The sequence below is a fragment of the Corynebacterium sp. ED61 genome (assembly GCF_015233855.1).
Classification (GTDB): Bacteria; Actinomycetota; Actinomycetes; order Mycobacteriales; family Mycobacteriaceae; genus Corynebacterium; species Corynebacterium dentalis.
Window position 1 is genome coordinate 46,308 of sequence record NZ_JADGIT010000009.1, and the last position, 21,777, is coordinate 68,084.

Annotated in this window: 16 protein-coding genes; 10 read left to right on the forward strand and 6 right to left on the reverse strand. The window is 61.1% G+C overall.

The window, feature by feature from the left end:
• Window positions 1–44: 44 nt before the first annotated feature.
• A complete protein-coding gene (locus tag IM764_RS09370) occupies window positions 45–2,735 on the reverse strand; it encodes an acyltransferase family protein (RefSeq protein ID WP_194187644.1) in 2,691 nt (896 codons plus the stop codon).
• Between the two features lie 125 nt (window positions 2,736–2,860).
• Here IM764_RS09370 and IM764_RS09375 point away from each other — a divergent pair, with 125 nt between their 5' ends.
• Entirely contained in the window at window positions 2,861–3,337 is a 477-nt protein-coding gene (locus IM764_RS09375; RefSeq protein WP_228073716.1) for a flavodoxin family protein, read from the forward strand.
• Between the two features lie 55 nt (window positions 3,338–3,392).
• Here IM764_RS09375 and IM764_RS09380 read toward each other — a convergent pair whose 3' ends face one another.
• The gene (locus IM764_RS09380; RefSeq protein ID WP_194187645.1) at window positions 3,393–3,722 is read right to left on the reverse strand and encodes a hypothetical protein; all 330 of its coding nucleotides are present in this window, start codon (window positions 3,720–3,722) and stop codon (window positions 3,393–3,395) included.
• Window positions 3,723–3,892: 170 nt separating this feature from the next.
• On the opposite strand from IM764_RS09380, the gene IM764_RS09385 reads away from it, so the two are divergent.
• Together IM764_RS09385 and IM764_RS09390 are read left to right on the forward strand one after the other, a co-directional pair.
• A complete protein-coding gene (locus IM764_RS09385) occupies window positions 3,893–5,026 on the forward strand; it encodes an NAD(P)H-dependent flavin oxidoreductase (protein WP_370551582.1) in 1,134 nt (377 codons plus the stop codon).
• Window positions 5,027–5,186: 160 nt separating this feature from the next.
• Window positions 5,187–5,483, forward strand: coding sequence for a GlsB/YeaQ/YmgE family stress response membrane protein (locus tag IM764_RS09390; protein ID WP_194187646.1), 297 nt, complete (start codon window positions 5,187–5,189; stop codon window positions 5,481–5,483).
• A 117-nt stretch (window positions 5,484–5,600) separates the two neighbouring features.
• Here the strand turns inward: IM764_RS09390 and IM764_RS09395 are convergent, their stop codons facing one another.
• Both IM764_RS09395 and IM764_RS09400 read right to left on the reverse strand, forming a co-directional pair.
• Window positions 5,601–6,347 carry a response regulator transcription factor gene (locus tag IM764_RS09395; protein WP_194187664.1) on the reverse strand — a complete coding sequence of 249 codons (747 nt, stop codon included), beginning with the start codon at window positions 6,345–6,347 and terminating at the stop codon, window positions 5,601–5,603.
• Between the two features lie 57 nt (window positions 6,348–6,404).
• The gene (locus IM764_RS09400) at window positions 6,405–7,793 is read right to left on the reverse strand and encodes an ATP-binding protein (RefSeq protein ID WP_194187647.1); all 1,389 of its coding nucleotides are present in this window, start codon (window positions 7,791–7,793) and stop codon (window positions 6,405–6,407) included.
• 114 nt (window positions 7,794–7,907) lie between these two features.
• Here IM764_RS09400 and IM764_RS09405 point away from each other — a divergent pair, with 114 nt between their 5' ends.
• The gene (locus IM764_RS09405; protein ID WP_194187648.1) at window positions 7,908–9,152 is read left to right on the forward strand and encodes a PspC domain-containing protein; all 1,245 of its coding nucleotides are present in this window, start codon (window positions 7,908–7,910) and stop codon (window positions 9,150–9,152) included.
• 43 nt (window positions 9,153–9,195) lie between these two features.
• Here IM764_RS09405 and IM764_RS09410 read toward each other — a convergent pair whose 3' ends face one another.
• Window positions 9,196–11,829, reverse strand: a complete 2,634-nt coding sequence (locus IM764_RS09410; RefSeq protein WP_194187649.1) for an ATP-dependent RNA helicase — start codon at window positions 11,827–11,829, stop codon at window positions 9,196–9,198.
• Between the two features lie 3 nt (window positions 11,830–11,832).
• Window positions 11,833–12,141 carry a hypothetical protein gene (locus IM764_RS09415; protein ID WP_099299304.1) on the reverse strand — a complete coding sequence of 103 codons (309 nt, stop codon included), beginning with the start codon at window positions 12,139–12,141 and terminating at the stop codon, window positions 11,833–11,835.
• A 373-nt stretch (window positions 12,142–12,514) separates the two neighbouring features.
• Here IM764_RS09415 and IM764_RS09420 point away from each other — a divergent pair, with 373 nt between their 5' ends.
• From IM764_RS09420 to IM764_RS09445, 6 genes are all read left to right on the forward strand, one after another.
• Window positions 12,515–13,219: a DNA-3-methyladenine glycosylase I gene (locus IM764_RS09420; protein WP_194187665.1), complete on the forward strand. Its 705-nt coding sequence runs from the start codon at window positions 12,515–12,517 to the stop codon at window positions 13,217–13,219.
• A gap of 352 nt (window positions 13,220–13,571) precedes the next feature.
• A complete protein-coding gene (gene gltB / locus IM764_RS09425; RefSeq protein WP_194187650.1) occupies window positions 13,572–18,161 on the forward strand; it encodes a glutamate synthase large subunit in 4,590 nt (1,529 codons plus the stop codon).
• Window positions 18,161–19,699, forward strand: a complete 1,539-nt coding sequence (locus IM764_RS09430; RefSeq protein WP_194187651.1) for a glutamate synthase subunit beta — start codon at window positions 18,161–18,163, stop codon at window positions 19,697–19,699. The genes gltB and IM764_RS09430 overlap by 1 nt, the downstream gene beginning before the upstream one ends.
• A gap of 116 nt (window positions 19,700–19,815) precedes the next feature.
• Window positions 19,816–20,508 (forward strand): LysE family translocator, encoded by a 693-nt coding sequence (locus tag IM764_RS09435; RefSeq protein ID WP_099299308.1) that lies wholly within the window; start codon window positions 19,816–19,818, stop codon window positions 20,506–20,508.
• A gap of 65 nt (window positions 20,509–20,573) precedes the next feature.
• Complete coding sequence (locus IM764_RS09440; protein WP_099299309.1) at window positions 20,574–20,909, forward strand: RNA-binding S4 domain-containing protein; 336 nt, start codon at window positions 20,574–20,576, stop codon at window positions 20,907–20,909.
• Window positions 20,909–21,727 (forward strand): VOC family protein, encoded by an 819-nt coding sequence (locus IM764_RS09445; protein ID WP_099299310.1) that lies wholly within the window; start codon window positions 20,909–20,911, stop codon window positions 21,725–21,727. The genes IM764_RS09440 and IM764_RS09445 overlap by 1 nt, the downstream gene beginning before the upstream one ends.
• The last annotated feature ends 50 nt before the right edge of the window (window positions 21,728–21,777 follow it).

Consider the following 21,777-nt stretch of genomic DNA (forward strand, 5'->3'; position numbering starts at 1 on the left):
ACAGTGGTAGTGAAAGCTATTGCTGACACTGCAGAACTCGCTGCTCAGTAGCCATAACCATTTCCGTAGCCGCCACCGTATGGCGGGTATGGCGACTGATAACCCGGAGTTACCACCGCTCCCGTGTTCGGGTCATAGGGCAGACCCGTGGACGGCTCGATGGGATAGCCCGTCTGCGGATCGTACTGCTGGACACCCGTGCCATTGTCCGCACCGCCACCGGTTCCCGGGGCAGGGGAGATGCCCTGGCCCGTGCCATTAGCTCCGGTGCCATCCGAGTTGGCGTCGACATCAGAATCAGAACCTTGACCCTCTAGGGCCGCAAACTCATCCTTGTCCAACGACCCAATCGCACGGGAATTACCGTCCCCATTAGCCGGCGGTACTTCATCCTCGCTAGCGGGCGGAACCGCACCATCAGCAGGTGGGAACGCAACAAAAGGCTTCAGCGGAGGCAGCGGACCCAGCGGAGGATCAGCGAACATCTGCCGCTCGATCTCCGGGGCCAAGGACGCAGCAAACACATTGGTGAAGTGGTGCGCATCGCGGTAAACCGCCATGTTGCCGATGATCGACGGGCACCAACCGTCCTTGCAGTAACCCAGCGTGGGATCCACATGCGTGACATCCAAGCCCTGGTAGGCCTCGTACTGCGGGCTCACCGGCAGCAAAGATTCCTCCACCGCAGAGCCACACACGCTATTGATGGTCTCGATCTCCTCCGGGGTCGGCGCATTCTGATCCGCCACACCTGGGAAATCGGTGCCGTCATAGTTCGGGTCACCATTGCCCGCGAAGTTGCCCTCCATCATCTCGGAGACGCACTCGCGCTGGTTGAACTGACCCTCTTCAGGATTGCGCTGCATGTGCCAAGGGTTATCGCGCACCAAGTAGGAATGGATGCCCGCGTCCGTGAACTTGCGCACCACATCCACGTATTCATCCGGAACCACTTCAGGGCCTTGGCCCAGGTAGTCATTCGGGCGGGTGCCCGTCATGAAAATGCCATCCGTGGGCGGGTTTTCTAGGATGTAATCCATCACGGCATCAGACCACTCGCGACAGGACGGATAATCCTCGCCCGTCCACAGCGGAACCGTGGAGCCCACCGGGCAACCCATCTTCAGCAACGGCATGATCTTCAAACCGCGCTGCTTGCCCACCAAGTCCATGGCTGGCATGTAGTGCTCCGAGTGGGAGCCGCCGATGACGTACAGCGTGCGATCAGAATTCACATCACCGTAGGCGCACTCTTCCTCGGACTGGTTGTAGTTCTTGTGCGTGATGACCACGGCAGGCTCGAAGCCGATTTGGCAGCCATCAGGCTGAGTAGGCGGCAGCAAGGCCTGGAAATCCTGAAGCGGAGGAATCAACTGCAGGCCTTCTGGGGCGTATCGGTCATACAGGAAGGACTCCGCACCCGGGTAGGTGCTGCGATCCATGGCGTGGGCCATGAGGTCTTCCGTATTGGCCTCTGCCTGCTCTTGCAGGTAGGTGGGGCTGGCAATGATCGCGCCCGCGATGAACAAAATCACCAGCGTGTAGATGGTCTTTGGCCACACCTTGATGGAGTTCCACCAATACTTCGGGTTCCACAGCACCCAGCTGCGCGCAGGCTTCTTGCCCTGGCGTAGAGGCTTTTCGATCAGCCAGGAAGACAGCCACGCCAGCGCCAAGCTGACCGCAATCACGCCAGCACCCACCAGCGGATCCACCATAGTTCCGCCACCGGCAGGGCTGTCCCCAGGTTTCGCGCTGGAACGCTGCCCCATCCATGCAACCACCAGCACCAACAGCGGCCAGTGCCACAGGTATAGCGCGTAGGAAATCCGGCCCAAGAACTGGAAAACCCTGGATTCCAACATCCGCGTCACGCCCGTGGGGCGGCCACCTGTGCCGGAGATAACCACCAGCGCGGCACCCACCAGAGGCACCAGCGTCCACGGTCCAGGGAACTGTTCAGAACCGTTGAGGAACAAGCCCGTGCAGATAATCGCGGCCAGGCCAGCCAGTCCCATGATCCAGCGCCACACAGAAGGGATAGGTGGGATCGCGAGGCTGCCATCTTTGCGCCGGCGCAACAGCCACAACCCCAGCAGGCCACCCAGGCCCACTTCCCAGAAACGGCTGAACGTCGAGTAGTAATTCAGTGCCTGGTTGTCCACGTTCAACCAGCACGCATACGCGAACGAGGCCACCGTTCCCGTCGTGAGAACCACCAGCAACGCGCCCTTGGCAAACCTGCGGAAAATGGCAGCAATCAGCACCACCACCAGCAAAGACGCCACGTAAATCTGCAACTGGGCAGACATCGACCACAAGTGCTGGAACGGGCTCACCGTATTGCGCACGTTGGTGTACTCGCGCCCAGAAAAGGCCAGCACCCAGTTGATGTAGTAGCCCAGCGCACCCACCGCGTCCTGAGCCATCGTGACGTGCACCAGCTTGCTCATCACAAATAAACTGCCCGCCAGGGTGGCCGCAACCACCACTGCGAGCAGAGGGAAAAGACGCCTCACGATGCGCAGCAAAGACTGCACAATCGTCAAGCCATCTTTACGCCTCGCATTGTTGAGCTGGCTGGAGAAGAAGAATATTCCGCCCAGCAGCAAGAAGACGTCCACGCCAGCGGACACTTTGCCCACGAACACGTGAAATACAACAACGAGGGCGATCGCGAGCCCACGCAACCCCTCGATATCTGTTCTGAAGGAAGTACCAGCTGATTTGGCCATAACGGAACTATCGTAGGCGTAGGGGCTGCGCATCTCCGAACTAACACTCTGCACTTGCGCAAAAAGGCCCCACCTTTTTGCCAGTTTTGGTGGCGTTTCCACAGTTCATCGTTATGTTGGAAAGCATGTCAACGATTCTTGTGGTCCATCATTCACCCACACCCGCCACCCGTGGTCTCGCCGATTTTCTTCTCGACGCCACCCGTGACGCGGCCGACATGGCCAACGAAGTGCTCGGGTCTGAACAGCGGATTGACGTTGTGGAAGTCAATGCCCTGGAACCGGACATCGACCAGTTGCGCGCAGCCGATGGGCTGATCCTGGGCACGACTGCCAACTTCGGCTATATCTCCGGAGCCCTGAAGCACTACTTCGATTCCACGTTCTACGCAGTCCAGCAGGACAAGCGAGGACTACCCATGAGCTGGTGGATCCGCGGCGGGTACGACACCACCGGCGCGGCCAAGGCCATGCGCAGCATCACCACCGGCTACGAATGGCAGCCGTGCGCCGAGCCCGTGGAGTTCACCGGCGACATCGAGCCACACCACGAGGAGCTCAAGGTCATGGCTCAAGCTGTGGTGGGGCAAGTGGCGTCGTAAAAGAAACAACCCAAAGAAAGCCCCCACGGGGATGGGGGCTGACGGCGGGGAGGAACTACTTGGCGTCCGAAAGGGCGTAGGCAGCACCTGCCGTGGCGGCGGTAACGCTCAACACCGCAGGCCAGGAGCCCATCTTCTTCGCCAGCGGGTGGGACAGGCCGAACGCGCCGATGTAACCGGTGGCCAGGCCGGCGGCCACGCCAGCGCCAGCCTTGGCGTTCCACGAACGGGCAGCGTAAACGCCAGCAGCGGCCAGAATCACTCCGCCGAGGGGGCGAATGCCGGTCTCGCGGGCAGTGATCCAACCGCCGATGAGGCCCGTGGCGACCACTGCAGCCGTGTTGACATCCTTAGCGGGCTTCAGAGAAATGCTCGAGTTGCTCATACGATCCACCCTAGCCACGTTTTTTACATTGGCGAGGGTGAAGGTTGGCGAATCGGGGGTGCTCCAACTTTGCTCAAAAAATGGAGTAATTGAAGCGCAAAAAGATGAGAACTGCGAACCGAAAGCGTATTCTGGCCACCAGCCAAAAGATAAGAAAGGAGACAGGCTCTGTGGTTGAGGACGCATCGAAGGAACGTCAGAACATAACAACTCGCCTGACTCGCCTCTGGGACATCGACGTTCCTATCATTGGCGCTCCGATGGCCGGACGCGCTGGAGGCGAACTCGCCGCCGCTGTCTCACAAGCTGGTGGCCTCGGAATGATCGGGGTGGGGGCGAACACGAGCGTGGAGTGGGTCACCGAAAACGCCCGCATCGCCCGCGAGGCAACACAGGGCACGGGCGCACAAGCCGGATACGGAGCACAGGGGAATGCGATGGGCAGCTTTGCGCGCAGGATGCTGGGCCAAAAGGATTCCGCGGAGAGTGCTGGAGGCGCGGCCGCTAGTGCCGAGGCTACGGACCTGGGGAACTTCGGCATCGGCGTGATGCTGTGGGCAATCAAGGACCAGCCAGACGTATGGCAAGCCGTGTTGGATGCCCGCCCGAAGGTCATCAGCCTTGGGTTCGGCGATGCCAACGGATATGTAGAGCAGGCGCATGACCACGGAATTTCCGTGGTGGCGCCAGTTAATGACATCGCGCAGCTCCGCCAAGCGCTGGATGCCGAAGTGGATGTGGTGTGCATTCAGGGCACGGACGCTGGCGGGCACACCGGGCGCATGGGCACTATGCCCCTGATGCAGACCATCTTGGACTACCTGATGCGCTCCGCGCCGGGCATCCCCGCGGCCGTGGCAGGCGGAATTGGATCCGGACGCGGAGTGGCGGCGGCCCTAGCGGCAGGCGCTGATGCGGCATGGGTGGGCACCGCGCTGCTGGGCAGCCCAGAAGCGCTGGGATCCGACGAACTGCGGGCCGCCGCGGTAAAGGCCACCGGAAAATCGACACTGCTGACAGATATCTACGACCGCGCCGAGCGGCAGGGGTGGGATACGGAAACGTGGCCCACCCGCACCGTGGCCAATAGCTTTACCGACGTATACGCCGAGATGTCCGGGCGGGGCGAAGTGACCGATGCGGAGCTGGTGGATGCGCGAGCGACCGGTGGTGACTTTGCGGAGGATCTGAAGCTTCATGCAGGTCAGGGGCTCGATTTGCTGAAGTCAGAGCAGCCGGCCGGAGCCGTTATTGAGCAGATGGCCGACGAGGCGCGCCTGTTGCTGAACCGCACGTTGTTCTAGTTTTCCGGGGTAACTGCGTGCGCATCTGGGGCGCTGAATGTTGGTTTACTTACCTATGTATATGGCCAACAGGGGCGATATTGGTAACGAAATGGTTCATTTTTGGCAGCGATTTGGTTGATATGGGTGCAAATTTGCGTTTTGCGGTAAAATAGATGGCATGGATACTCTCATTCTCGCAGCAAACTCAGAATCTGGCGTTCCCGCACTCGGCTTCATCGGCTGGATCATCATCGGTGGTCTCGCCGGTTGGATCGGCTCTAAGATCATGGGCACCGACGCCCAGATGGGTCTGCTGGCCAACATCGTCGTCGGCATCATCGGTGGCTTCCTCGGCGGCTGGCTCTTCACCCTCATCGGTATCGGCAGCGGTGGCTGGATCTTCAGCTTCATCACCTGTCTGATCGGTGCTTGCATCCTCCTGTGGATCCTCAAGCTGGTCATGGGTCGTCGCTAAACGTCTCCCTATGACTGGGCATCCGCCCAGTCTCCACCTCACACCCGGCAGCGATGCCGGGTTTTCTTATGCCTGGGTTTACTTATGGTGGAGTGCGAATGCTGCGCGAGTCACTGTCTATAGGTGGTTATCCGAGACCCACCGGCTCAAGCTATGCCGGTTGGTGTGCTGAGTCTTCCGCAGAATATTGGACACGTGAGTTTCCACCGTCTTGACGCTGATGAAGAGCTTTTCCGCCATCTCCCGGTAGGTATATCCGCGAGCCAACAAGCGCAAAACCTCGCGCTCCCGGCGCGTGAGATCGTCCAGCAAGCTCTCGCCCTCTTGGACTTCCGCCACCTCAGAAGCCGGAACGCCCTGGCTCTGCAGGTCCTCGGCGGACGCGAGATTGGTTTCAGAACTATTAGCCGCCGCCTTGCCAGTTACCGTACTGCCAGCCGGGCCGGTGCTAAACGCGTCCAGCACATACCCTGCCAGACGAGGCGAAAACACCGCGTCGCCCGAGTGCACACGGCGAATTGCGTCCACCAGCTCTTCACTCCGGATGGACTTAGTCACGTAGCCGCGCGCTCCGCCCCGGATCAACGCAATGACATCTTCGGCGGAATCGGACACGCTCAAGCACAAGTACTGCGCGCTCACACCAGAGCGCATGCCCTCTCGCAACACGGCCAAGCCCCCGCCCTCTGGCATATGGACATCCAACAGAATCACGTCGGGAGTAGTGGCAGAGATGCCGCTGATGGCGTCGGACACAGAACCCGCATCACCCACCACCTCGATCATGCCGGCGCCCACGGTTCCCAACTCTGCGCGCACGCCCGCGCGGAACATGGAATGGTCATCGACGAAGAAGACGCGGATCGCGGATGCAGTGCCATCGGGCATGAAAGAAAACTCCAGGTAGAGGGCGGGAAAAGGCTAGTTGGACGAGGCGGGAAGAGTGATGATGACCTCCGTGCCTCCGAGCCCAGTATCGATTTCCACGCTACCGCCCGTGCGCTCCATTCGCCCCAAGATCGACTGGCGCACACCTTGGCGGTCCTCGGGGATGGAATCCACTGCGAATCCGGGGCCGCGATCGCGGACGAAAAGTTCAATGCGGCCGGTGGGATCCTCGGCATCCACGAACACGTTGATTTCATCGCACCCGGAGTGCTTGGCGGCGTTGACCATTGCTTCTCGCCCGGCCAGTACCAGCGCCAAGGAGGCATCGTTGGTGGGGCGATCCTCGCCAATCAACACTGGTCGTACCCGGATTCCGTACTGGTCCTCCACCTCGCCGCAGGCTACTCGGACCGCGCCCAGCAATGTCTCCGGCGCCACGGATTCCTCCATGCCAAACAGCCACTGGCGCAGCTGGCGCTCCTGGCTGCGGGCCAACGTGACCGTCTCCGGCTCCTGCGAATTCTTCTGAATCATCGTCAGAGTCTGCAGCACGGAATCGTGAATCCTGCTGGCGATGTCCGCGCGTTCGGCCTCCGCTGCGCGTTCCATCGCGGACTTATTGGCGGTTGCCCACAAACGCAGCCATAGCGGCACCAAGACCACCACAAAACCCACGATGAGCAGCAACACCGTCAGAAAAGCCAAGCCCAGCAGCGAGAACTGCGACTGCTGAGAATCCGTCACGCCCAGCACCACGATGGTCCCGGCTAGACCCAAAATCAGCAGCACCACACCACCAATTAGGCTGCTCAGGTGCAGCCACCGGTTCTTCGGCGTGAGCGTGCCGCCGCTCGCCACATCGCGTACACCGAAGGTCTGCCACACCAAGAACACACCCACGGCCGCCACGGCCAAGCCCACGGTCACCGGGGTGCGCTCGGCAGTCAGGGCGCTACCGGCAATCAGCACCACCACGCCCACGGCGACCAGCGCCCAATCGGCCATCGTCGCAGGTCGATTGATAGTTTCTGGCCCTTTAATCCAGCGCGATCCCTCGTAGATCTTGGTCCTTGTGGTGCCGGCCATGCCGGCTTCCGCGTCACTTACCGAATCGGTGAAGATCCACAGACCGACGTACAAGGGGATGGCCAAGCTCGGAGCGATCAGCAGGATGACAAAAGCCACGCGCACCCACCGCAAATCCACCCCAAGGTGTGCGGCCAAACCCGTGCACACGCCGCCGAGCAGACGGTTTTCCCGGACGCGGTGAAATTCCGGGTACGGGGCGCCTGCTTGTTGGCTAGCTGCCTTGCGACCGGAGGACTTATTCCGGCCCCACGGCCACAGGCCGCGGCTCGGGCCAGGATGCGATGGCTCGGGGCTTTGTCCTGGGCTCGGAGTTTCCGGGGTGGAGCGGGTCATAACAGTAGTGTGCCAGCTGAGAGCATCAGGGATCATCAGGGTTTACCCTGAAATCACAGGATGAGGGGTTTTCCCCGATGTGGGACACGGCAGCGGGAAGAGACACTGGCAAGCATGACGAACAACACGCAAGATTTCAGCAGCACTCTTTCCGATATGTGGCGCACCCGCCCCGTGCGCTTTCCTTCCCGCCAAAACTCTGGAGCATGGCTGGCCGGCATCGCCGAGGGCATCGCCGTGCGCTATCAAATCTCCCCAGTACTGATCCGCCTGGGATTCGTCGCACTGACCTTCTTCGCCGGCATGGGCCTGCTTCTGTACCTGACCCTGCTGGTAATCCTGCCGCGCTACACCGTGCCGCTCAGCCCCGCGGAGGTGGTATTCCGCAACCGCCGGGATCCGCGCTACAGCACAGAGCGGACGATCGGTTGGATCGTGGGCATCATCCTGATCATCAACGCGTTGGGCACTGGCAGCGCGCTGAGCACCAAGGACATCATCGGTGTACTGGCTATCGCCGCGGCCGCGTACTTGTTGCATCAGCGGATGCCGGAGCCACCGGAGGATTTCTACGCCACGGCATACCCGGATCCGGACGCAGCGGATGCCACGGGAGGTGCTGCGGCGGGCGGTGAGTATGGCGTCGGTAAGGAAAACACCACGTCAACCACTGAATACGCCGCGACGTACACCGCAGCAGAAGGATTTGAGACGCGGGCGGACATCCCCACGCCGCCCAGCTGGGACCCATTGGGCACCGCGCCGTTTGCGTGGAACTTGCCTGATCCAGACGAGGCGCCTGCGCAGGGCCACGCCAGTGCCTCGGGGGCGCGGAAGCGGGGAGGATTCGGGCGCGCGATCCGACGGTTCGTGATCGCGATGGTGGTGCTCGTTGCCGTGAGCGGTACCGCGGTGCTGGGATTGGTTGGGTCTGACTTGGTTGGCGGATCGGAGCAATCCAACTTCAACGCCGGGACTTCCGGAACGTTCCCGGTAGACCCGGATAGGCAGAGTGCGCAGTACCGGTTCTGGATGTCCGACGTGGAACTCGACCTCGGAACGTTGTCTGCCGAATCTGGTGTGCTCAAGCGGGATAGCTTCCAAGACATGGAATTGAACGCGCGCCTGTCCGGAGTGAAACTGCTCATCCCAGAGACGACCACCGCTGCCAGCTACCAGGTGAAACTAGAGTGCACGGACACTTTCATGTCTGAATCGGTGTGCCAGCAGGGCACGAGCTTTGACGTGCGGGGCGCGGACTGGCAGGAGCATGCTGCGGATGCTGCGCGGAAGGATCTGCCGACGGTGACCGTGCGTGTCAGCGCTGGGTTGGCCGAAGTGACGGTGGATAGGCGCTAGCGTTTCGAGTTGCTAGCGTTTAGAGCGCGTTGTGAGTGGCCGGTTAGCCCAGTTCAGATGGGTTTTCCGGCCATTTGTGCTTGGGGTAGCGCCCACGCATATCCTTGCGCACGCCCTGGTAGGGCCCCTGCCAGAAACTCCGTAGGTCATCCGTGACGGCCAGCGGCCTACCCGCGGGGGATAGCAGGTGAAACTGCACCGGCACACCCGCGATTCGCGGAGATTCGTGCAGGCCAAAGGCGTCTTGCAGCTTCGTCGCGATGATCGGCGCGGCGTGCGGATCCTCCGCCGGATACGTCACCGCCGCATTCCTGCCGCTCGGCAGCTCCACGCGCTCTGGCGCCCACTGGTCAATCGGCCGGTCCCACGGAATGAGCCCGCGCAGCACACCCGCCACGTCCGGGGCGCGCCCCGCAGCGAGATCACTGGCCGCGAATTCCAGAACCTCTTCCGGCAGGTCAGACGACACATCCGGGTAGCCCTCCACCCCGTGTGCATGCAGAAATGACATCCGCGCCAGCAGATTGCGCGCGTTGTTGCTCAATGGCAACAGCTCTGCGCCGTGCTCCTTTAGAGCCTCCCGCACGGCTCGCACGGACTCCTCCTTTGTCGCCTGTGCTGGCGCGCTGCTCAGCTCGATCGCGCCCAGCCGCCGTACCTCCCGCACGCGCACTTTCTTGGTCTGTGGGTCGAAGGTTGCTGTTCTTTCCTTTTCGACGCCACCTCCCGCCGCAATCGCTACCTCCTCCGAGATCTGCACTGCGCTGCGAACACGAGCTCCCGTGCCGTCCTTGGTATGAGCGCGAGCGATGTCTGCCACGGCGAACCATTGTTGCGCGTTTCCACTGGTCGCGGCCAGCAGCTTGCGGCTCAAGGCCGCGCCAGTGCCGCCGACGGTGAGCACGCGGTCTGTCATTTCCGCTGCGTTGTCTCCGACGCGCCGGGCGATCAATTGCGGGAAGCAGCACGCCACGCACACGCCGATCGCCTCTGCACTGTCGGGCTTCGGTGGTTCTGCTGCTGACGAGAGGGAGGAGGTGAGGGCGGACAGATCAGGAAGGCCTTCGACGTTCCGCGAGTGCTTGTCCAGGATTTTGCGGATGCGTGCCACGCCCGGCTCCGAGCTGCGCACACGAGAGACTTGGGTGGCTAACGCGGTGGAGGGATCGGGTGTGGCGTCGAGAAGAAAAACAACCTTGGCCACGGTATCCACGTCTACGATCTGGCTGGCCAGGAGCGCGCCACGGGCCAGATGGGGATCTAACGGTATGGCGGCGAGACGGCGGCCCAGCTCCGTGACCTGGTCAAACGGATGATTCTTGGACGCGGGAGTGAGCGCGCCGAGGCGGACTAGCGACTGTGTGGCGGCGCGGGCAGGGAACTCAGGAAAAGGGTCGGGGAGGGGCAGGCCATTGCCGCCGGGAGCGCCCCATACCGCGCAATCCAGCAGCGCGCCCGTGAGATCCGAAGTGGAGATGGCCGGCGGGGAAAACGCTGCTAGATGCGACCACTGCTCCGCAGTGATGCAGCGAAAGACCTGGCCAGGGCCTTCGCGGCCAGCGCGGCCCGCACGCTGGATGGTGGAGGCCTGCGAGGCGGACTCGGTGACCAGCTGTGACATCCCGCGGGAGGAATCCAGCCTGGAAACCCGAGACAAGCAAGAATCCACCACGGTGCGCACGCCGGGGACCGTCAACGACGACTCTGCGACGTCCGTGGCGATGATGACCCGGCGCGTTGGGGTGCGCTCGGTGGAATTATCTGGTGAGAACGAATTACGCGGCGAAACTACCGCCGACTGCTGCTTGGGGGACAGGCCACCGTGCAGGGCCAACGCCTCGATGGGGTGGCCCGCGACCGTGATTCCGTCCATCTTGTCTGCGAGGATTTCCGTGCCGCGGATGGTGGGAACGAAGGCCAGTAGATCGCCGGGGGAGGAGTCTGTGTGCTCGACGGCGGTGTGTTTTAGTGCTTCGAGGATCCGGGCGTGCACGATGTCCTCTACTGAGCCACGCGCGCCGGGCCGAGCCCGGCTGTCTCTGTGAGAGATGGAGTTTTCGCTGGTGGAGTAGTGGATCTCCAGCGGATAGATAGGGTTGGGAACATCCACAATGGGCGCATCCAATAGTGAGGCAAACCGCGCAGCATCCACGGTGGCGGACATCGCGACCACCACGAGGTCCTCCCGAAGCTCGCGCAGCTGAGCCAGCATGCCGAAAACCAGATCAGACTCCAAGTGGCGCTCGTGGATCTCATCGATGATCACCGCGCCCACATCCGCCAGATCTGGATCCCGCAGCAATCTGCGCAGCAGAACACCAGAGGTGACAAATTCAATCTGGGTCGCTGGGCTGACGCGGGATTCGCCGCGGATTGTGTAGCCCACGTCCTGGCCGAGGCTCCACCCGTGAATGCTGGCCACGCGCGCTGCCGACGCCCGGGCGGCGATGCGCCGAGGCTGGGTGACGATGACTTTGGTGGGGGCGGGTGTGGCGTCGGAATGAATACGAAGGGAATCCGAAGACGTGGCGCGATCGCGCAGAAAATCCTGCACATACCCGGGAGCTAGCGTGGTCTTACCGGTGCCGGGAGGGGCCTGAATAACCGCCGCGGATTGCCGGGATAAGGCAGCTAAAAGGGCTTGGCGACCTGCAGAAAACGGAAGGTTGATGGTCATAGCTTAGAGCTCGGGGAATAGCTCAGAATAGCCGTCCAATTGCCCCAGGCTCGGCGAGTGGTAGTAGCTGATAAGCCAGTAGACCAGCAGGACGACGGCCGTGGTGGCGATGGCGAAAATCAGCAGCATCCGCAGGGCGAAGGTCACGCTACGAGGCTTGCGTTCCTCTTCGTCCACGGGCAGTTCGGCGGCCTGGTGGGGCAGTTCTGCAAAAGGATCCGAGGATTTCACTGGGGTGCCGTCTGGGTTGAGGAATCCGCCGCGCTCTGGGGTGGTGGCGCGGAAGGTCCCTGTGTCCTGGGTTTTCTGCACGGGGAGCCTCCTTCCTGCGTGTTTGTCCGCCGGGATAATTGGCGGTGCTGAGTCCATATAACTCGAATGGAGAAAGAGCTTAGGGTTTTGTCAGCAACATTAGCAGCTGGCCGGGACATAAAAATTGTCTGTTTGCCTACGGGCAGGGCTCTTTTTGTGGGCCGCCGGGAGGTTTTCCACAGAGGGCGTCGGCTGGGGATAAATTCCCTGTCCGACGATCACGTCCGGATAGGTCGTCCTGCTGAATTTGTACGGTGTGGGGGCTTCGCACGAGGCAACGGGAAACGACTTCCCACTAGCTGGTGCCAGCAGGCGAAACTGCAGAACCGCAGACGCGCAACCGTAGATACAAGGACAGGGTAGAAACGTGACTATGACTCAGGAAGAAAACAAGGCCTCTGCACAGCCATCCGGTGAGGTGGAGGTGCAGGCAACGGACGAGGTCACCCCGGGCGGACAGACCGTGGGTACCGACGGGGTAGCCCGCCCAGCGTGGGCATACCGCAGCCCGTTGAACTTCAACTATTACGAGCGCGAGTGGGGCCGCAAAGTCATTACGGAACACGGTCTGTTCGAAAGGATGTGCTTGGAGGGGTTTCAGTCCGGTCTCTCGTGGGCCACCATCCTGGCCAAGCGCCCCGCCTTCCGTGATGTGTTTTTTCTTTTCGACGCCACCCGTATTCAGGCAATGTCTCAGCAACAACGTGATGATGCTCTTGCTGATGCTCGCTTGGTTCGCAATCAGCAGAAGCATGCGGCGATCTATCAGAATGCAGAAGCCACGATTGCGTTACGTGATGATCCTGATCTGCAAAAACTCCCTAAAGATTCGCCGGCGAGGGATGTGCTGGGCGGAGTGGCGAAGATGCTGGCTCCTGGCCTGCCTGTGTTGTTGTGGTCCTTTACTCCCGCCCACCAGGAACAGCCGCGCCATGTCAATGACATTCCCACTACCTGTGATGAGGCAAAGGCTATGGCCAAGGAACTCAAGCGCCGAGGTTTTACCTTTGTGGGGCCCGTCACCTGTTATGCGCTGATGCAGGCAATCGGGATGGTGGACGATCACGTGGCGGAATAGAGTTGATGAATCGGCTTACTGAATGCCTTTGTGTTTCGAGTGCATTAACAAAGGGCAACGTTCCGGTAACGGGCCGTGATGATTATGAAAATGTGCTTAAAATAAGACATATCCCCAGTTGGACGACTCTCAGCACAAAAGGGTTCCATTTAAGCGTGAAACTTAGGTCTGCCTTATTTTGTGTAGGTGGGGGAGTTGCGGAACTGTATAAAAAAACCACCTTGTGACATGTGATAGAGGCTTCACCATGTACCCCGGGAGATGGCCATCACATTCGCAACAAGGAGTTGCCCACCCCGCAACTGCGCAAGCTTGTGACGATTTTGAAGTGACGAATAGAAGGCCACAAAACATGACGAACTACCCTCCACGCCAGGGTCTGTACGATCCACAGTTTGAACACGATGCGTGTGGTGTTGCTTTCGTGGCGGATGCCCACGGACGCGCTTCCCGCGACATTGTGGAAAAGGGCATTCAGGCACTCGTGAATCTGGACCACCGCGGTGCAGCCGGTGCGGAAAAGAACACGGGCGACGGCGCAGGCATCCTGATTCAGGTGCCTGATCGCTTCTACCGCGAAGAAATGTCCAAGTTTGGCGTCGAACTGCCAGCGGCTGGCGAATACGCCACGGGCATTGCATTCCTGCCGAACGCCCGCATGGCCGCCCTGGAGGCTATGCGTGACGTGGAGACCATCGTTAAGGAAGAGGGAATGACTTTCCTCGGCTGGCGCGAGGTTCCCGTGGACGATTCCTCCCTGGGTGCTATGGCTCGCGACGCAGAGCCAATCTTCTTCCAGCTGTTCATCGCTGGTGAGGATTCCGAGGGCAACGCTCTGTCCGGACTCGAACTCGACCGTGCTGCATGGTTCGTCCGCAAGCGTGCCGAGCGCGAGCTGGGTAATAAGGGTGCCGGCGAAGGTGCAGGCAGCGAGACTGTTTACTTCCCATCCCTGTCTGCGCGCACCGTCGTATACAAGGGCATGCTGACCACGCCTCAGCTGCGTGACTTCTACCTGGACCTGCAGGATGACCGCGTGGAGTCTGCGCTGGCCATCGTGCACTCCCGCTTCTCCACGAACACCTTCCCATCGTGGCCGTTGGCTCACCCATACCGCATGCTGGCACACAACGGTGAGATCAATACCGTGCGCGGCAACGAGAACTGGATGCGCGCACGCGAGTCTCAGATCAACTCTGAGGTTCTCGGAGACCTCTCCCGCGTACTGCCTATCTGTAACCCAGACGGCTCCGATACCGGCCGCTTCGACGAAGCCCTAGAGCTGCTGCACCTGGGTGGACGTTCCCTGCCGCACGCCGTGCTGATGATGGTTCCGCAGGCTTGGGAGCGCAACGAAAACCTGGACCCTGAGGTCCGCGGATTCTACGAGTACCACTCTTCCCTCATGGAGCCATGGGACGGCCCAGCCGCGCTGGCCTTCACAGACGGCACCTTGATCGGCTCTGTACTGGACCGCAACGGCCTGCGCCCCGGACGCATCACCATCACCCGCGATGGCCTGATCGTTATGGGCTCTGAGACCGGTGTGCTGGACATTCCAGATGCAGACATCGTGCAGCGCACCCGCGTCGAGCCCGGCCACATGTTCCTCGTGGACACTTCCCAGGGCAAGATCTACAGCGATACTGAGGTCAAGGAACTCCTGGTCGCTGAGCCGTACAAGCAGTGGGTTGAAGAAAACCTGGTGCGCTCCAACGAACTGCCTGCCGGTGAAGGCGTGGCCATGAACCACGACCGCATTGTGCTGCGCCAGCGCGTGTTCGGCTACACCGAAGAAGAAGTCGAAAGCCTCATCCGCCCAATGGCTATCACCGGTGCGGAAGCCACCGGTTCCATGGGTACGGATACGCCAATCGCAGCACTGTCCAACCGCCCACGGATGCTGTACGACTACTTCGCACAGCGCTTCGCTCAGGTGACCAACCCTCCACTGGACTCTCTCCGCGAGAAGATGGTGACCTCTCTGTTCACCCAGCTGGGTGCCCAGGGCGACGTACTCAGCCCTACTCCGCAGGCTGCACACCGCATCCACTTGGACAGCCCAGTGCTCTCCAACGAGGATCTGGCCAAGCTGGAAAACGCTGGCGAAGACGAGAAGTACAGCGCCTTCCAGGCAGCTCGTATCTCTGGCCTGTACCCAGTTGCTCACGGTGGACGCGGCATGACCGAGGCCCTGGAGCGCATTCGTCGCGAAGTCTCTCAGGCAATCGCCGATGGCAAGACGCTGATCATCCTTACCGACCGTGAGTCGGATGAGCGTAACGCTCCAATCCCATCGCTGCTGCTCACTTCCGCAGTGCACCACCAGCTGGTTCGGGAAAAGACCCGCACCCAGGCTTCTCTGATCATCGAGTCCGGCGATGCCCGCGAGGTGCACCACCTGGCCATGCTGATCACCTTCGGCGCAGATGCCGTCAACCCTTACATGGCGCTCATGTCCATCGACGAGCTGTCCAACCAGGGTCGCTTGGGCGATGTCACCGCAGAGGAGGGCCGCAAGAACTTCCTGCACGCCGCTGGCTACTCCATCCTGAAGATCATGTCCAAGATGGGTATCTCCACAGTCAGCAGCTACCGCGGTTCCCAGTTGGTGGATATCACCGGCCTGCACCAGAGCCTGCTGGACGAGTACTTCACCGGCGCTTTCGCTCCAATCTCCGGTATGGGAATCGACGAGATCGCCAACGATGTTGCCGAGCGTCACCGCTTTGCATTCTTGCCTCGTCCAGAGGAAGCAGCACACCGCGATCTTTTGGTTGGCGGCGAGTACAAGTGGCGTCGTGAAGGCGAGTACCACCTGTTCAACCCAGAGACCGTCTTCAAGCTGCAGCACGCTACCCGCTCCGGCCAGTACCGAATCTTCAAGGAGTACACCAGCAAGGTCGACGATCAGTCTCGTCGCCTGGCAACGCTGCGCGGACTCTTCGAATTCAAGTCCAACCGCAAGCCGATCTCCATCGACGAGGTGGAGCCAGTTAGTGAGATCGTGAAGCGATTCGCTACCGGCGCAATGTCCTACGGTTCCATCTCTGCCGAGGCTCACCAGACCCTCGCAATCGCGATGAACCGCCTGCAGGGCATGTCCAACTCTGGCGAGGGCGGCGAGGATCCAGACCGTTTCGAGCGCGATGAGAACGGCGATTGGCGTCGCTCTGCCATCAAGCAGGTGGCATCCGGACGCTTCGGCGTGACCAGCCACTACCTGAATAACTGCACGGATATTCAGATCAAGATGGCCCAGGGTGCAAAGCCCGGCGAAGGTGGACAGCTGCCTCCGCACAAGGTCTACCCATGGATCGCTGAAGTCCGCGTGACCACCCCAGGTGTGGGTCTGATTTCTCCTCCACCGCACCACGACATCTACTCGATCGAGGACTTGGCTCAGCTGATCCACGATCTGAAGAACGCCAACCCGGATGCACGCATCCACGTCAAGCTCGTGTCCGAGCAGGGTGTGGGCACCGTGGCGGCAGGTGTGTCCAAGGCACACGCTGACGTGGTTCTGATCTCCGGTCATGACGGCGGCACCGGTGCCTCCCCACTGACCTCCCTGAAGCACGCTGGTGGACCATGGGAGCTCGGCCTGGCTGAGACCCAGCAGACGTTGCTGCTCAACGGCTTGCGTGACCGCATCACCGTGCAGTGTGATGGCCAGCTCAAGACCGGCCGTGACGTGGTTATCGCCGCGCTGCTCGGTGCAGAGGAGTTCGGTTTCGCAACCGCTCCGCTGGTGGTCTCCGGCTGCATCATGATGCGCGTCTGCCACCTGGATACCTGCCCCGTGGGCGTGGCAACCCAGAACCCCGCACTGCGCAAGAAGTACACCGGTCAGGCAGACCACGTGGTCAACTTCTTCAAGTTCATCGCAGAAGAGGTTCGCGAGTACCTCGCAGAGCTCGGCTTCCGCAGCATCGAAGAGGCAGTTGGTCACTCCGAGGTGCTGGCACAGGGCGAGATGGATATCGAGCACAAGTCCGCACCAAAGCTGGACCTGTCTCCGATCTTCGCGCAGCCTGATAGCCCATTCATGCACCAGGACCTGCACTGCACCAAGACTCAGGATCACTCCCTGGACAAGGCGCTGGACAACCAGATCCGCAAGGATGCAGAGGACGTCATTCGCCGTGCAGCCGCGGGTGAGGACGTGTCCATCAGCCTCGATTACCCAATCTCTAACGTCAACCGCACGGTCGGCACCATGACGGGATCCATGATCTCTCGTGTGGCTGGCCGCGACGGACTGCCAGCAGATACCGTGCAGCTGAACTTCAAGGGTTCGGCCGGTAACTCCTTCGGTGCGTTCGTACCAGCAGGTATGACTCTGACCCTGACCGGCGATGCCAACGACTACGTCGGCAAGGGCCTGTCCGGTGGTCGGATCATCATCCAGGCTCCATCGGATGACGGAGTGGAAGACCTGCAGAGCGATATCATCGCCGGCAACGTGCTGGGCTTCGGTGGTGTCTCGGGCGAGATGTTCATCCGCGGTTCCGTGGGCGAGCGCTTCTGTGTCCGTAACTCGGGCGTGACCGCAGTTGTTGAAGGAATCGGCAACCACGGTTGTGAGTACATGACCGGCGGCCGTGTACTGGTGCTGGGTAAGGTTGGCTTGAACTTCGCAGCCGGTATGTCCGGCGGCATTGCCTACCTGCTTGACGATGGCTCGGGCGTGGAAAACCGCATCAACACCGAACTCGTTGACATTGAAAAGATCACCGACGATGAAGAACTGGCATGGCTCGAAGAGACCATCGCCACTCACAAGCGTCTGACCGGCTCCACCGTGGAAGTTGATCCTTCCCAGCTGATCAAGGTCATGCCAAGCGATTACGCCCGGGTTCTCGCCGCCATCGAGCGCGCCGAAGCCGAGGGCCTGGATAAGGACGGCATCGCCGCCGCAATCATGGAGGAAGTGAAGTAATGGCTGATCCGCACGGCTTTCAGAAGTACGCTCGCGCTGCAGCTGAGCACCGCCCAGTCCCACTGCGCCTGCTGGACTGGAAGGAAGTCTACGAAGACTTCTCCGATGACAAGGTCCAGGTTCAGGCCACCCGCTGTATGGACTGTGGCATCCCGTTCTGCCATGACGGCTGCCCACTCGGCAACCTGATCCCAGAGTGGAATGACCTGGTCCGCCAGGGTCGTTGGAAGGAGGCGTACGACCGCCTCCACGCCACCAATAACTTCCCGGAGTTCACCGGACGTTTGTGCCCCGCTCCGTGCGAGGGTGCATGTGTGCTGGGCATTGGCGACGATCCAGTGAACATCAAGACTGTGGAGCTCACCATCGTCGAGCATGCCTACGACGAGGGCTGGATTGTTCCCATCAAGCCAACCTTCAAGACCGGCCAGTCCGTGGCAGTGGTTGGCTCCGGTCCAGCAGGCATGGCAGCAGCACAGCAGCTGACCCGCGCAGGACACGATGTCACTCTGTTCGAGCGTGCCGACCGCGTCGGTGGCCTCATGCGCTACGGCGTTCCTGAGTTCAAGATGCAGAAGGAATGGATCGACCGCCGTATCGAGCAGATGGAAGCAGAAGGAACCAAGTTCCAGCTGAACACCTCTCCAACCGGCGAAGATCTCAAGAACTTCGACGCAGTGGTTCTGGCTATCGGTTCCACCGTGGGACGCGACCTGCCAGTAGACGGACGCGAGCTGGACGGCGTGCACCAGGCCATGGAGTACCTGCCACTGGCTAACCGCGTGGGCTACGGCGATACCGATACCACCCCAATCGATGCCAAGGGCAAGCACGTCGTCATCATCGGCGGCGGTGATACCGGTACGGACTGCTACGGCACCGCACTGCGCCAGGGCGCGAAGTCCGTGCACCAGTTCGACATCGGCCCGAAGCCACCAGAGAGCCGTGCAGAGTCCACCCCGTGGCCAACCTATCCACTGAAGATGCGCCTGGCCTCCGCCCACGAAGAAGGCGATTACTCCATCACCGGCGAGGAGCCAGCTGAGCTCGTAGAAAAGCTCGGCCTCGGGGATCGCGAAAAGGGCGCCGTGCTTGGCAAGCGTGGCTGGTCCATCAACACCGTGGAGCTGACCGGCGAAAACGGTCAGGTCACCGGCCTGAAGGGCGCTGAGTGCCGCTTTGGCGAAAAGGGCCTGGAGAACATCGAAGGCACCGACTTCGAAATGAAGGCGGACCTCGTCCTGCTAGCCATGGGCTTCGTCTCCGTCGAGCGCACCCCAGTAGTGACTGACCTGGACCTGGACGTTGACCAGCGCGGCCGCTTGGTGCGCGACGAGACCTTCCGTGCCACCGCCAACTCCGACGAGTTCCGCGACACCCCAGTGTTCGTCGCAGGCGACGCCGGCCGCGGACAGTCCCTGATCGTTTGGGGAATCGCCGAAGGCCGCGCCGTAGCAGCCGAGGTTGACCGCGCATTGATGGGAGACACCGCACTGCCTCGTCCGATCAACCCAACGGACATCGCACTGCGCGCATAACCCCACGCGCGCCACTAGCCAGGGCATCTCGCCCCGGGAAGTACCCCGCGCACGAAAATAAGGGCACCTCCGATCCGTCGCAGGTGCCCTTGTTCGTGCCTTGTAAAGTACCCAACATGACCATCGCCGCCTACCTCGGACTGCTCGGCACCTGGATCGCCGCCATCACCACACCCGGCCCAGACACCGTGCAGATCATCCGACTCGGCTCCCGATCCAGACACCTCGCCGTTTGGGCAGCCGTCGGCATATGCACCGGCAACATCCTCTGGCCGATCGTCACCATGGCAGGCCTGTCCGCACTCATCGCCGCCTTCCCCTGGATCCTCGCGGTCCTCTACCTCGCCGGCGGACTCTTCCTCATCCGCATGGGCATCGGCTCCCTCCGCAGCGGATGGGCAGAGCGCCAAGCCGAGCAGAGGGTTTCAGACCCTTCTTCTTCCGACGCAAGCACGGCGAATGACGAGGTTGGCGTCGAAGAAAAACAGACCAACACCGCCACCACCGCATGGCGACTAGGGCTGGCCACCAACCTCTCCAACCCGAAGGCACTCCTGTTCTTTGGCGCAGTGTTCGCACAATTCCTGCCGGTAGGGATCACCATGGCAGAACGCGTGATCGTGTTAGTGATGATGACCGCGGTGGGTCTGGTGTGGTTCTGCGGATTCGCATGGCTGGTTAGCGTGCCACTGTGGGCCAGGAAATTGCAGCAGTTCAACCCCATCATCGAAATGGTAGCCGGCGTGATCTTTGCCCTGCTGGGACTGTTCTTGCTGTTCAACGGCGTGGAAAAGCTACTGCACCTCTAGGGGCCCTGGTAGTTGGGCAAAGACTGAAGCTCGCGCTGTCCTGGCCGTGACCTAGACTGGCACACATGCAGATTCAGGACGTTTCCATCAAGGACTCGGAAATCCGGCTCGGGCAGTTCATTAAGCTCGCGAACTTCGTGGAGACCGGTGGACTGGCCAAGGAAGTCATCGCCAACGGCGCAGTCACCGTCAATGGTGAGATCGACACTCGTCGCGGCAAAGTGCTGCGCCCCGGCGATGAAGTGGGCTTGATTGATCCGGCCTCTGAGGAAATGCTGGCCGTTGCGCGCGTGGTGAACGCGGGCGAGCAGCCGCTAGATGATGACGATGACCTCGGCGAATACTTTGACGAAAGCACCGCCGACGATGACTTTGACCCGGAAAAGTGGAGGAACATGTAATGCCCGCACTCGTAGCTGAACCGGGGATGCCGATCTGGCTGGACCTCGCGACCACTGACCTTGCCGCCGCCCGCGAATTCTATGGCGTGCTCTTCGACTGGGAATTCGAAGAAGAAAACGAGGGCTATGCCGTGGCTAAGCGTTCCGGGATGCCCGTGGCAGGTATCGGTCAGGTTCCGGAAGGGTCCTCCAGCGTCTGGGGCATGCTGTTGTACGCACCCCAGTTGGAGACCGTGCACAACAACGCGGTGAAGGCGGGTGCGACCAGTGCACTGGATCCCCGTGACCTCGGAAAACGCGGCATGATGAGCGTTTTGGTGGATCCCAGCGGAGCCACCGTGGGACTGAAGAAGCCCGCTGATGAGCAAGCCTTCTTCGCTGCCGGTGAGCCCGGAACGCCCGTATGGCACGAGCTCATGGTGGGCAAGAACTGGGACAACGCGCTGAAGTTCTACCACGAGCTGTCCGGCTGGGACATCAAGCAGATGAGCGACACGGAAGAGTTTCGCTACGCCACGGGCGAATGGGAAGGAAACCCGCTGGTCGGACTGTGGGATACCTCCAAGCTGGAAGACCAACCATCAATGTGGACCCTGTACATGGGTGTACTTGATGTAGACAAGGCCGTGGCCCAGGTGGAGACCCTCGGCGGCACCGTGGTGCGCAGCCCATGGGAATCCGAATTCGGGCGGATGCTCACTATTCAGGACCCCACCGGGGCGCTGCTCAACCTCGCTGAAATCCCGGAATACACCCCGGAGATGGACGAAGCGCACGAGCCGGACCTGTTCGCACCGGAAGATTCCCAGCCGAACTAAGCCGAACTTAGGCGAGCTCAAGCTGAGCTCAAGCCCGCGAGCCCAGCAAG

Excerpts from the sequence above, each read along its gene's own strand:
- IM764_RS09400 (WP_194187647.1), bottom strand. The coding sequence starts at position 7,793 with ATGACCCGCTCCACCCCGGAAACTCCGAGCCCAGGACAAAGCCCCGAG.
- IM764_RS09445 (WP_099299310.1), top strand. The coding sequence starts at position 20,909 with ATGCCCGCACTCGTAGCTGAACCGGGGATGCCGATCTGGCTGGACCTC.
- IM764_RS09370 (WP_194187644.1), bottom strand. The coding sequence starts at position 2,735 with ATGGCCAAATCAGCTGGTACTTCCTTCAGAACAGATATCGAGGGGTTG.
- IM764_RS09420 (WP_194187665.1), top strand. The coding sequence starts at position 12,515 with ATGACTCAGGAAGAAAACAAGGCCTCTGCACAGCCATCCGGTGAGGTG.
- IM764_RS09390 (WP_194187646.1), top strand. The coding sequence starts at position 5,187 with ATGGATACTCTCATTCTCGCAGCAAACTCAGAATCTGGCGTTCCCGCA.
- IM764_RS09430 (WP_194187651.1), top strand. The coding sequence starts at position 18,161 with ATGGCTGATCCGCACGGCTTTCAGAAGTACGCTCGCGCTGCAGCTGAG.
- IM764_RS09375 (WP_228073716.1), top strand. The coding sequence starts at position 2,861 with ATGTCAACGATTCTTGTGGTCCATCATTCACCCACACCCGCCACCCGT.
- IM764_RS09435 (WP_099299308.1), top strand. The coding sequence starts at position 19,816 with ATGACCATCGCCGCCTACCTCGGACTGCTCGGCACCTGGATCGCCGCC.
- IM764_RS09380 (WP_194187645.1), bottom strand. The coding sequence starts at position 3,722 with ATGAGCAACTCGAGCATTTCTCTGAAGCCCGCTAAGGATGTCAACACG.
- IM764_RS09405 (WP_194187648.1), top strand. The coding sequence starts at position 7,908 with ATGACGAACAACACGCAAGATTTCAGCAGCACTCTTTCCGATATGTGG.
- IM764_RS09440 (WP_099299309.1), top strand. The coding sequence starts at position 20,574 with ATGCAGATTCAGGACGTTTCCATCAAGGACTCGGAAATCCGGCTCGGG.
- IM764_RS09410 (WP_194187649.1), bottom strand. The coding sequence starts at position 11,829 with ATGACCATCAACCTTCCGTTTTCTGCAGGTCGCCAAGCCCTTTTAGCT.
- gltB (WP_194187650.1), top strand. The coding sequence starts at position 13,572 with ATGACGAACTACCCTCCACGCCAGGGTCTGTACGATCCACAGTTTGAA.